Source organism: Mesorhizobium sp. P3_A10, from assembly GCF_056403175.1.
On the sequence record NZ_JBFUFZ010000001.1, the window covers coordinates 467733 to 479289 of the forward strand.

The window sequence follows — 11557 nt, forward strand, 5'->3', positions numbered from 1 at the left end:
GAGCGTCGGGGCTGGCGACAAGCGTCCTTCTCCCCGTTCACGGGGAGAAGATGGCGGCGGCCAGATGAGGGGCAGCGCGAACTTGCGAAAGTATGGCGCCGCCCCTCATCCGTCACTTCGTGACACCTTCTCCCCGTGAACGGGGAGAAGGAGAAGAACTACTTCTTGTTCTTGGCCAGCCAGTCCTGCTGCTCCTTGGTCAGGAATGCGGCCCATGCATCGGCCGCTTCCTTGGCCGTCTTCTGGCCGAGCAGCACTTCCTGGAAGTTCTTGATCGCCACCTGGTCGACGAAATTGCCGAGGTTTTCCAGATGCGTCGGCGGGGTCACCATTTCATATTTGGAGGTGTCGCTCAGCTCGGTGAACCAGCCCTTGAACTGCTCGGTCTTGAAATGGGCATCCTGGTCGGCGCCATTGTGGATCGGCACGACGCCGACTTCCTTGGCCCATTCCAGATTGTCCTTCGGCGAAAGCAGCGTCGCCATCAGCTTCCAGGCATCGTCCTTGTGCTGCGAATTGGCGAACATCGCCCAGCCGGCATAACCCAGCGTCGGGTAGGATTTGCCGCTCGGCCCGACCGGCAATGGCGCCACCGCGAAGTCGTCGGCGCTCATCTTGTCGGCAATGCCGAGCAGCGCGTCGGGATCCTGGTTGAGCATGGCGCAGGTGCCGGAATAGAAACCAGTGACCGTCTCGTTGAAGCCCCAGCTCACCGCATCCTTTGGCGCCAGGCCGTCCTTGTACATGTCGGCCAGCATCTGCAGGCCCTTGACCGAGCCTTCATCGTTTATGGTCGAGGTGCCGTCCTCGTTGAAATAGCCGCCCTTGCCGGCCGCGATATTCATAAACATGTGCATGCCGTTGAAGGCGCCGGGGCCGCCGCGCAGGCAGTAGCCGTATTTGCCTGGGATGGCCGAGATCTTCTTGGAGTCGGCGACGAACTCATCGAGCGTCGCCGGCGGGCCGTCGAGGCCGGCCTCCTTGAACAGTTTCTTGTTCCAGAACAGCGCGTTCACATAGTAGCCGTAGGGGATCATGAACTGGGTGTTGTTGACCGTCGAGCCGAACTGCTTGGCGCGATCGCCCAGCGTCTTGGCGTCGTCCCACTTGGCCATGTAGGGGCCGAGGTCCTCAAGCTGCGCGTTATTGGCATAGAGGCCCATCCAGCGTTCCGGCATCTCGACGATGTCGGGCGTGTCGCCGGCCTGCACCATGGTGAGGAATTTCTCGAACGCCTGGCCCCAGGGCAGCGAGACCAGCTCGACCTTGACGCCCGGATTGGCCGCCTCGAACTCGGCGATCTGCTTCTTCAAAAATTCGGTGCGCGGCGGGCTGGTGATGACCTCGACCATCTTCAGCGTGGACTCGGCCAGCGCGCCGCTGGCGGAGATTGCCAGGCCGGCGGCAGTGGCAAGCATGATGCTCAGTCTTTTCATGTCAGGTACTCCCATTTTGAATTGCTCCGTTTATTTTTTTGCTTTGTCGAAGGCCTGGGCGATGTCGGCCCACAGATCCTCGACACTTTCCAATCCGACGTTGAAGCGGATGGTTCGGGGGCTGACGCCGAAGCGCGCCATCGAATTCAGGCCCGGCGTCTGCTCGAGCGAGGCCTTTGCCGGGACGACCAGGCTCTCGTGCCCGCCCCAGCTGACGCCGATGCGGAAGAACTTCAGCGCGTCGACGAAGGCCGGAATGTCGACATCCTCGGTCACTTCGAAGGAAAACAACCCGGCATAGCCGGCCAGAGTCGCCTTGCCCGGATGGTTGGAATAGGCCGGGTGGTTGACGCGCTCGACCTGCCCGTGCGCCTTCAGCCGCTCGGCGATGGTGAGCCCACTCTTCATGTGATGCGGCAGCCTGAGCGGCAGCGTGCGCAGGCCGCGCAGCAGCAGCCACGCCTCGAAGGGCGACAGCTTGCCGCCGAGCGAGGAATAGGTCTGCTCGTTGATGCGAGCGATATGGGCCGCCGAGCCGGCGACCACACCCGCGACCGTATCGCTATGGCCGCCAAGATATTTCGAGGCCGAATGCAGCACCAGGTCGACACCATGCGTGATCGGTTTCTGGAACACCGGCGTCGCCCAGGAATTGTCGATGCTGGTGACGATGCCTTGCTCTTTCGCCAGCCGCGTCAGATGCGCGATGTCCTGCAGCTCGAACATCATCGAGGTCGGGCTTTCGAGATAAAGCAGCTTGGCGCCGGGCAGTGCCGCCGCGACCGCGTCCGGGTCGGAGCCGTCGACATAGTCCACCCTGATGTTGAGCCGCGGGAACAGCCGCTCGAACAGCCGGTAGGCATCACCATAGCAGTTGCGTACGGCAACGATGCGCTCGCCGGCGCCGACGAAGGCAAGCACCGTGGCGCTGATTGCCGCCATGCCGCTGGAAAAGCCGCGCGCCGCTTCAGCACCCTCAAGGGCGGCAACCCGCGCCTCGAATTCCATCACTGTCGGATTGTCGCCGCGCGAATAGATCGGCTGCCGCCGCCGGCCGGCAAACGTGTCGGCCATCTCAGCATAGTTGGCGAAAGTAAACAGCGAGGTCTGGTAGATCGGCGGCACCACCGCGCCACCGGGGAACGGATCGTCATGCGCCAGCAACGTTGCCGCTTCCGAGATATAGTCCATGTTGAAACTGGCAGGATGCTCGTTCATTTGCGGTCCGAAAGTTTGAGTTTGGCGGCGCCGCGCTTCAGATCGTTCTCGACGGTGGCGATCAGCTTCAGCGCTTCGGCCCGGGCTCCCTCCGGGTCATGCGCGGCGATGCAGTTGTACATGGTGCGATGGTAGGGAAAGCTCGCGTGGCCGAAATCGCGCACGCCGAGCGGATGCTCCCAGAAGCGGTGGAACAGTTCATGCATGGCGGCGATGATCTGCTCGAACAGCGGATTGCCGCAGGCGCGGTAGATCGACTGGTGGAACTCCCAATCCTCTTCCGACGACATGCCGGCGCGGGTGTGAAAGGCCTCTTCCATGATGTCGAGCTTGCGCTCGATCTCGGCGATGTCGGCCTTGTCGGCGCGAACCGCGCACAGGGCCGCGGCCTCGGCTTCCAGCGCGCGGCGGATTTCCAATGTCCGCATCAGGCCGGTGAAATCATTGCCGCCGGCGAGCGTCAGCGGCATGTGCAGCATGTCGAGCGAGACGGCCGCCTTGAGATAGGTGCCGCTGCCTTGCCGGCGTTCGACGAGGCCAAGCCCCTCCCAGCGCGTCAGCGCTTCGCGCACCGTGTTGCGGCTGACCTTGAGGCGCTCGGCCAGGATGCGTTCGGTCGGCAGTTTCTCGCCGGGCTCGAGCTGCTCCTGCATGACGAAGCCGGCCAACGCCTTCAGCACCGCATCGTCGCGGGCCGTCGTCTGGATGGGCGGAAGGAAATCGGTCACGCAGGTTGAGCCTAAAGTGGTTCAATGGTCCAACCAATTTCTGCACAGACCGAGGAGGCGAGTCAACCGCCAAAATGAAGCAAGGTCGAATAGCGCGGAGATGCGCCATTCGACCGGGCCGGTTCAGCCGTGAGCGCGCGACGGTGCAGGATCCGCACCGGCGCTGCGCCAGCGGGCAAACATTTCCTCGCGTGCCCGTCTCGAACCCGCGAGCCGTTCCTTCGCCTCCGCCAGCACGGCAGGCGAAGCCTGGGCAGGCGTGCCTGACTGGAACGGAGGCGCTGGGGCATATTCGAGCGAGAGCTGCACGATCTCAGCCTCCTCCTGTCCAAGCAGCCGTGCAACCAGCGCCAGCCCGAAATCGATCCCGGAGGTAACGCCGCCGGCGGTAATGAGCTTGCCGTCCTCCACGATCCGCTCGTCGACAGGGATGGCCCCGAACTCTTCAAGGAAATCATGCGCATACCAGTGCGTCGTCGCCCGCTTGCCCCTCAGCAGCCCGGCCGCGCCGAGCACCAGGGCGCCGCTGCACACCGAGGTTATGTAGCGCGCCTGTGCTGCGCGCTCCCACACGAAATCGAGAACTGTCTGGTCCTCCAGCAACGCGTTGACGCCGCCCCCGCCGGGAATACACAGCACATCGAGGGGCCGGCAATCGTCGAAGGTCGCCGTCGGGGTAAGCGAGAGGTGCGTCGACGACATCACCGGGTTGCGATCCTTCCAGATCAGATCCACCTCGGCACCCTTGGCCGATGCCAGGACTTCGTAGGGGCCGGTGAGGTCGAGCTGTTGGACGTTGTGGAAGACGAGGATGCCGAAACGAAGGGTCATGGAAATCTCCGTGGGTTGACTTCAGGCAATCTAGGGCATCATGCTTTGGCACGATTGCCATTCACCCCTCGTTTCAGGCCAAACCCAATGCGCCGTATCGAAGTGCTTGCTTATCCCGACATCCAGCTTCTCGACGTCAGCGGACCGCTTCAGGTCTTTGCCAGCGCCAACGATTTCAGGACGCAGGCCGGCGAGCCAGCTCCCTACGAGGTCGTGGTCGTCGCCGCCTCGCCGCGGATCAGGACATCGGCCGGTCTCGTGCTGGAGGCAGCGGCGCTGCCGGCGCACGGACTGGAGATCGACACGCTGATCGTGCCCGGCGGATGGGGCGTCAACGCGGCCTGCGAGGATGCCGAGTTGGTCCAATGGATCGCCGGCCGCTCGCGCGATGCCACGCGAACGGCTTCCGTCTGCAGCGGCGCCATGCTGCTGGCGCAGGCGGGCCTGCTCGACGGGCGTCGCGCCGTGACCCATTGGGGACGCTGCGCCGAGTTCGCCAGGCGCTTTCCCGCGGTCCGCCTCGAACCCGATCCGATCTTCATTCGTGACGGCAATGTCTGGACGTCAGCCGGCGTAACGGCGGGCATCGATCTCGCCCTATCCCTCATCGAGGCCGATCTTGGCCGGCATACGGCGCTCGCAGTGGCGCGCGAGCTGGTGGTCTTCCTGAAACGGCCCGGCGGCCAGGCGCAATTCAGCCAGACCCTGAAGCTGCAGGAAGGCGACGGACGCTTCGACCGGCTGCATGGCTGGGTTCTCGAAAATCTGGCCGGCGACCTGTCGCTGACGCAGCTGGCCGACCACGCCAATATGAGCCCGCGCAGCTTCTCGCGGCATTATCTGGAGGCGACGGGCCGGACACCTGCCCGTGCGGTCGAAGAGATCCGGATCGAGGCGGCGCGACGGATGCTGGAGCGGGGCCAGCCCGTCAACCAGACCGCCAGGCGCTGCGGATTCGGCTCGGAAGAGACGATGCGGCGTGGCTTCCTGCGCGTGCTGGGCACCAACCCGCGCGACTATCGCGAGCGTTTTTAACACGTTGGCTGACGATCTATGACTGCGCCTTCAGCCGCCCCCAAACCGGGCGACGAACTGTTCGGCCGGCAAGTCGAAGGCCGACTTTTCCTGCATCAATCTTTCCAAGGGCCAGTCCCACCAGCGGATTTTCTGCATCGCCGCGATTGTCTCGTCGGAAAACCGCTTCTTGATAAACTTGGCCGGATTGCCACCGACAATGGCGTAAGGCGGCACGTCTTTCGTCACGACACTGCCGGCGGCGACCACCGCACCATCGCCGATGGTCACGCCGGACAGGATGATGGCATCCGTTCCGACCCACACATCGTGACCGAGTTTGATCGGGCCGTTTGATCTCAGATATTCGTAGGTCGACTTGGTTTTGAACAGCTGGTGCTGAAGCGCGTAATTCGCGGCTGTCTCTGTCGGATGATTGGCCTGGCAGAAGAATCTGACGCCGGGCCCGACGGCGCAGAATGCGCCGATTTCGACCGGGGATTGTTCGCTGCAGTTCACGAACGATCCACCGCTCAGGCTTTTTGAGTATCGGCCAATGCTGGCGTGGCGCGGGATAGAATTGGGGTCGTCCTTCAACCCCAGGAATATTCGCAATCTTTTGAAAGCCATGTTCGAGGGATCCCCACCCTTTGCACCGGGATCGCCGGCAGCATCAGACAAATCCACAGCCTATGCATCAACGCAATCCCGATCTTGGCCGCAGGCACGTATGGTCTGACACCATTTCGGGGGAACGACATAGCCAACCGTCCACATGTCTTTTCCTTTGACGACCGCGATGGCATGGTCGACCGGCATTCTGGGAGGACATTTGTTGAAAACCAAGAAACTCATCAATGACGGCGGCAAGGCGGTCGACGAGATGCTGGCCGGAATTCTCGCCGCGCATCCAGGACATCTTCAGGCCGTGCCCGCCAGCCCGCGCTCCATCATAGCCAGAAACGGTCCGCGCCCCGGTAAGGTTGGCCTGGTGATCGGCGGCGGCTCCGGCCATGAGCCGACCTTCCTCGGCTTTGTCGGCAAGGGCCTGGCCGACGCGGCGGCAATCGGCAACGTCTTTGCCTCCCCTCCTCCCGATCCGATCCTCGAATGCGCCAAGGCGGCGAGCGGCGGCGCCGGCGTGCTGTTCATGTACGGCAACTATGCCGGCGACGTGATGAATTTCGACATGGCGGCCGAAATGGCAGCGATGGACGACATCGAAGTGCGCACGGTTCTGAGCACCGATGACGTGGCGTCCGCGCCGCGCGGCGAACGGCACAAGCGCCGCGGCGTCGCCGGCAATTTCTTCATCTTCAAGGCGGCGGGTGCCGCTTGCGACCGCATGCTGTCTTTCGGGGAATGCGAGCGCATCGCCACAAAGGCCAACGATCACACCTTCACCATGGGTGTCGCGCTTTCCCCTTGCTCGCTGCCACAGACAAGGCGGCCGAATTTCGAGATCGGCGACGACGAGATGGAGATCGGCATGGGCATCCATGGCGAGCCCGGCGTCGCGCGCGGGCCGCTGAAAAGCGCCGACGAAGTCACCGACGCGATGCTCGACCATATCTTGCAGGAAATGGTGCCGTCGCGCGGCGACCGCGTCGCTATTCTCGTCAATTCGCTCGGGTCGACACCCCTGATGGAACTCTACATCATGAACCGGCGGCTGTCGCAAAGGCTGGCCGATATCGGCGTCGGCGTCCATGCAACCTGGGTCGGCAATTACTGCACCTCGCTTGAGATGGCCGGCGCCTCGATCACGCTGCACCAGCTCGATGGCGAGTTGCAGACGATGCTGGACCACCCTTGCGACTGCGCCATGTTTCGCGCCGGGTAAGCCGAGGATAAGCAGATGACGACAATCGACAGCGCCCGCCTCGCCGGGATGTTCGCGGCCATCGCCGGCGCCATGTCAGCCGACCGAGACCGACTGTGCGCGCTTGACGGCGTGATCGGCGACGCCGATCACGGCATCGCCATGGAGTTGGGATTTGCAGCGGCGCGCGATGCGGTCGCGGCCTTGGACGCCGAGGCGACCGATCCAACCACCTTGCTGAATACGGCGGCAAAATCGTTCCTGAACGCCGTCGGCGCCTCCTCCGGACCGCTCTACGCCACGGCTTTCATGCGCGCTGCTGCAGCGGTGAAGGGCAAAGTGACGCTCGATGACGCGGACACGGTCGCCCTGTTCCAGGCCATGGCCAAAGGCATCCAGGATCGCGGCAAGGCCGAGCCTGGCGAAAAGACGATGATGGATGCCTGGGCGCCGGCCGCGACGGCGGCGGGCGAGGCGCTGGCTGCCGGCAAGGATCTGGCCCGCAGCCTCGCGGCTGCGGCCGAGGCGGCAAAGGCCGGCGCGGAGGCGACCAAGACGATGATCGCCGCCAAGGGCCGGGCCTCCCGCCTCGGCGAACGCTCGCTTGGCCATATGGATCCAGGCGCCGCCTCCGCCGTAATCGTGATCGAGGCGATGCGGGTCGCCTTGACCGGCTAGACCATCCCTTTCGGGAAAAGATCATATTCAAACAATAGGATAGAGGCTCAACTTGACTCTATCCGGAAAGACCCATCTTCAGCGCTTCGCGTCGAGCTTGTCGATGGCATCCACGTTTCCGGCCGAGGGGCCGTTCGGATCGAACTCCGAGGCCAACCACGCATCGGCGATCGATTTCGCCAGTTCGGGGCCGATGACGCGGGCGCCCATGGTGATGATCTGGGCGTTGTTGGATTTCGCGGCGCGCTCCGCCGAATAAGTGTCATGGGTCAACGCGGCGCGAATGCCCGGCACCTTGTTGGCCGAAATGCTGACGCCGATGCCGGTACCGCAAAACAGGATGGCCCGGTCGTAATTGCCGTCGATAATTTCGTGGCCGACCGCGGCGGCGATATCGGCGTAGTAGCCGGCCTGGCTGAGATCGACGACCTGCAGCTCGGGCTTGGTGGCGAGATGCTTGGCGATGACATCGAGCAGCGGCTTGCCGGCGCTGTCGGCCCCAAGTGCGATCTTCATGGCAATAAACTCCTTCGTTTTCATTGTCAGCGCGCGAGGGCGGCCGACGCCTTTTTCAGAATGTCGATATAGCCTTCCGCTTGCCATGCCGAGCGGCCGATGAAAAGGCCGTCGACATGCGGCTGGCCGATCAATTCGGCGGCATTGCCGGGATTGACGCTGCCGCCGTAAAGCACAGGCGGGGCGTCCGGTAACCGGCTCGCGGCGACCTGTTTGATCAGGGCCTGCTGCTTGTCGGCATAGTCTGCGCTGGCCGGAATGCCTTTCTCGCCGATCGCCCACACCGGCTCGTAGGCGAAGAGGATTTCTGCCGACAATTCATTGTCCGAGAGGCCTTGCAGCGCGCCCAGAACCTGCGTGGTCAGGACTTCATCAGCGCGGCCGACCTCACGCTCGGCCAGCGTCTCACCGACGCAGATCAACGGCACGAAGCCGTGCCTGACTGCCGCCGCCGTTTTCAATCCCACGGTTTTGTCCGTCTCGCCAAAATGCTCGCGGCGCTCGCTATGGCCGAGTTCGACCAGGTCAAGCCCGCAATCCCTCAGCATCACCGGCGAAATCTCGCCCGTCCACGCACCGGCATCGGCCCAATGCATATTCTGCGCGCCGACCTTCACGCGGGTGTTGGCAAGCGCCGCCTTCACCTGCCGCACGGCGGTGAACGGCGGAATGACAAAAGGCTGTATCGCCGCATCGAAGCCCGGCACGAAGGCCGCCAGCGCCTCGGCGAATTGCAGCGCCTCCGCCAGCGTCTTGTTCATCTTCCAGCTCGTGCCGACCCAATATGGGGTCATTCTTTTCTCCTTCGATCCGAAATCCGGATGATGTCCGGGCCAGCCCCAGCCTTCGGGCCGGCGTTTTCCCTCAGGCGCGAGGCTTGAGACTGTCGCGGCCGCTGTCGATGTAAGGCGCCCAGAAATCCACAGACTCGCGGATCATTGCAACAACCTGGTGATCGACCGGTTCCCTCTCCCGGAACGAAAGTTCAAGGCAGATCTCATTGTCGGTTCCGCCACCCGCCCGCACGGTGTCGAGCAGCTTCTGCGGGATGATGCGGCCATCCTTGTTGTACGCCGCCGTGAACGGCCAATGCCCGCCCTTGTTCATCGACGACTGCTTGATGTGGATAATTGGCGATTGCAATGGAAAAGCTTTCGCCCAGGCATAGGGATCGGTGTCGTCAGGGTTGGGTGAGGTCACGTCGCCATGGTCGATGTCGACCATCATCTGCATCGGTATAGGCAGCCTGGCCGCATCGATGGCGCCCTGCAGTTCGACGCAGCTTTCGATCGTGTGGCCAAATTCGCGGCCCACCGACATCGGTTCCCAGAACAGGTAGGTCAGGCCCGCCGCCTTGGCATGCTCGGCCACCTCGCGCCAGCATTCGAGCGCAATGTCGAGAAGTGCCGCGCGCCGCTGCGGATCGTCAAAATCCTTGTAGGTGAATATGGCGAACTGCGTGCCCATGCCCGACGCGCCAAGCTCGGCGGAAATGTCGGCGAAGGTCTTGAACCAGTCGACATAGTAGCGGCGCACATCGGCGTCCGGATGGCCGAAATGATTGAGCCGGCCATAGGGACCGGTCATCCCTGAGGTGATGCGCACGCCGGTCCGCGCCAGCGCGCTGTTGAACAGACGAATGAATTTGGCAATCGTTGCCGCAGGCCAGCCCGGATTGACGAATTCATGCGTCAGCTGCACGTCGCGAATGCCGATGCCATAAGCAATCGCCTCGATCAAATCGTCGGGATCGGCGAAACGATTGACCAGCGGGTTGGTGTTGAGGGAGAGCGTGAAGGCCATCAGGTTGCCGCCGCCATGGTCTTGGTGCACCACTCTTCGAATATCTTTCGCTCGGCCGCATTGACATGCAGGCCGTGCTTGGTCCGGCGCTCCAGAACGTCGGCGGCGGTCATCGCCCATTCGGTGTCGAACAGGAAAACAGCTTCCCGCTCGTAGAAATCCGGGCCGAAACGGCGGCCGAGATCGGCTTCGCCTTTGACACCTTTCAGCAGGGCGCGTGTGCGCGTGCCGTAGCTTCGGGCATAGTGCTTTACCAGCGACGGGCTAAGCCAGGAAAACTCGGCGTGCAGATCGCCCAGAAACTGCTCGAAATCCGCGTTGGGCAAGTCACCCCCCGGCAGGGGAATTTTCGCCGTCCAGGCTTTCTTCATCGCCGGGAAGAACGGCTGGATTTTTTCCAGCGCATGTTCGGACAGCTTGCGGAAAGTCGTGATCTTGCCGCCGAACACCGAAAGCAGCGGCGCGCTGCCATTCGGGGCATCGAGCTCGAAGATGTAATCGCGCGTCACCGCGCTCGGATTGTCGGCATTGTCGTCATAGAGCGGACGCACGCCCGAGAAACTGTAGACCACGTCCTGCGCCGTCAGCTGTCGCTTGAAGTAGCGATTGACCACCTTGATCAGATAATCGACCTCACTGGCCTCGGCCGCCACTTCCTCGGGCCGGCCTTCATAAGGAATGTCGGTGGTGCCGATCAGCGCCAGGTCGTTTTCATAAGGGTTGACGAAGATCACTCGCTTGTCGTTGTTCTGGATGAGATAGGCCTGCCGTCCCTCCCAGAATTTGGGCACGACGATATGGCTGCCCTTCACCAGGCGAACATTGCGGGTGGAATTCTGCCCCGCCACGCGGTTGACGATATCATTCACCCACGGCCCAGCCGCATTGACCAGCCCCTTTGCGCGGACCTTCGTCACCGCACCCGTGCGGCCGTCCTGCATGTCGATCGACCACAGGCCGCCTTCGCGCCGGGCAGCAATACAGGCCGTGCGGGTGAACACTTTTGCGCCGCGCTGACTGGCGTCGAGCGCGTTGAGCAGCACCAGCCGCGCATCATCGACCCAGCAGTCGGAATATTCGAAGCCGCGCTTGAATTCGTCCTTGATCGGCGCCCCTTCCGGCGCGATCCTCAAGTCCAGCGTTCGAGTGCCCGGCAGCCGCTTGCGGCCGCCAAGATGGTCGTAGAGAAACAGCCCGAGCCGGACCAGCCAGGCCGGCCGGTCGTCGGGGCTGTGCGGAAGCACGAAGCGCATCGGCCAGATGATGTGCGGCGCCGCCTCCAGCAGCACCTCGCGTTCGATCAACGCTTCGCGCACCAGCCGGAACTCGTAATATTCGAGATAGCGCAGGCCGCCATGCACCAGCTTGCCGGAGCGCGAACTGGTGCCTTGCGCCAGATCGTCCTTCTCGCACAGGATGACCGACAGCCCGCGACCGGCCGCATCGCGCGCTATGCCGGCGCCGTTGACGCCGCCGCCAATCACGAAGAGATCGACAACATCAGACATATC

The 11557-nt window shown here is 63.1% G+C and carries 12 protein-coding genes; 3 read left to right on the top strand and 9 right to left on the bottom strand.

The window, feature by feature from the left end; translation table 11 throughout:
- Positions 1–158 precede the first annotated feature (158 nt).
- From AC1DXU_RS02250 to AC1DXU_RS02265, 4 genes are all read right to left on the bottom strand, one after another.
- Complete coding sequence (locus AC1DXU_RS02250) at positions 159–1436, bottom strand: ABC transporter substrate-binding protein (protein WP_477363816.1); 1278 nt, start codon at positions 1434–1436, stop codon at positions 159–161.
- 30 nt (positions 1437–1466) lie between these two features.
- The gene (locus AC1DXU_RS02255; protein ID WP_477363819.1) at positions 1467–2654 is read right to left on the bottom strand and encodes a PLP-dependent transferase; all 1188 of its coding nucleotides are present in this window, start codon (positions 2652–2654) and stop codon (positions 1467–1469) included.
- On the bottom strand, positions 2651–3382 hold the full coding sequence (locus tag AC1DXU_RS02260; RefSeq protein WP_477363822.1) for a FadR/GntR family transcriptional regulator: 732 nt from the start codon (positions 3380–3382) through the stop codon (positions 2651–2653). The genes AC1DXU_RS02255 and AC1DXU_RS02260 overlap by 4 nt, the downstream gene beginning before the upstream one ends.
- A gap of 123 nt (positions 3383–3505) precedes the next feature.
- Positions 3506–4213, bottom strand: coding sequence for a DJ-1/PfpI family protein (locus AC1DXU_RS02265; protein ID WP_477363825.1), 708 nt, complete (start codon positions 4211–4213; stop codon positions 3506–3508).
- An 87-nt stretch (positions 4214–4300) separates the two neighbouring features.
- Between AC1DXU_RS02265 and AC1DXU_RS02270 the strand changes: the two genes are divergently transcribed.
- On the top strand, positions 4301–5248 hold the full coding sequence (locus tag AC1DXU_RS02270; RefSeq protein WP_477363828.1) for a GlxA family transcriptional regulator: 948 nt from the start codon (positions 4301–4303) through the stop codon (positions 5246–5248).
- Positions 5249–5278: 30 nt separating this feature from the next.
- Here the strand turns inward: AC1DXU_RS02270 and AC1DXU_RS02275 are convergent, their stop codons facing one another.
- The gene (locus tag AC1DXU_RS02275; protein ID WP_477363831.1) at positions 5279–5746 is read right to left on the bottom strand and encodes a CatB-related O-acetyltransferase; all 468 of its coding nucleotides are present in this window, start codon (positions 5744–5746) and stop codon (positions 5279–5281) included.
- 316 nt (positions 5747–6062) lie between these two features.
- Between AC1DXU_RS02275 and AC1DXU_RS02280 the strand changes: the two genes are divergently transcribed.
- Together AC1DXU_RS02280 and dhaL are read left to right on the top strand one after the other, a co-directional pair.
- Entirely contained in the window at positions 6063–7070 is a 1008-nt protein-coding gene (locus AC1DXU_RS02280; RefSeq protein WP_477363834.1) for a dihydroxyacetone kinase subunit DhaK, read from the top strand.
- Positions 7071–7085: 15 nt separating this feature from the next.
- On the top strand, positions 7086–7727 hold the full coding sequence (gene dhaL / locus AC1DXU_RS02285) for a dihydroxyacetone kinase subunit DhaL (protein ID WP_477363837.1): 642 nt from the start codon (positions 7086–7088) through the stop codon (positions 7725–7727).
- A gap of 78 nt (positions 7728–7805) precedes the next feature.
- On the opposite strand, the gene derI is transcribed toward dhaL, so the two are convergent.
- From derI to AC1DXU_RS02305, 4 genes are all read right to left on the bottom strand, one after another.
- The gene (derI, locus tag AC1DXU_RS02290) at positions 7806–8243 is read right to left on the bottom strand and encodes a D-erythrulose-4-phosphate isomerase (RefSeq protein WP_352583466.1); all 438 of its coding nucleotides are present in this window, start codon (positions 8241–8243) and stop codon (positions 7806–7808) included.
- 26 nt (positions 8244–8269) lie between these two features.
- Positions 8270–9037, bottom strand: a complete 768-nt coding sequence (locus AC1DXU_RS02295; protein WP_477363840.1) for a triose-phosphate isomerase — start codon at positions 9035–9037, stop codon at positions 8270–8272.
- Positions 9038–9107: 70 nt separating this feature from the next.
- Positions 9108–10046: a sugar phosphate isomerase/epimerase family protein gene (locus AC1DXU_RS02300; protein WP_477365937.1), complete on the bottom strand. Its 939-nt coding sequence runs from the start codon at positions 10044–10046 to the stop codon at positions 9108–9110.
- Entirely contained in the window at positions 10046–11554 is a 1509-nt protein-coding gene (locus AC1DXU_RS02305) for a glycerol-3-phosphate dehydrogenase (protein ID WP_477365940.1), read from the bottom strand. The genes AC1DXU_RS02300 and AC1DXU_RS02305 overlap by 1 nt, the downstream gene beginning before the upstream one ends.
- Positions 11555–11557: the final 3 nt, after the last annotated feature.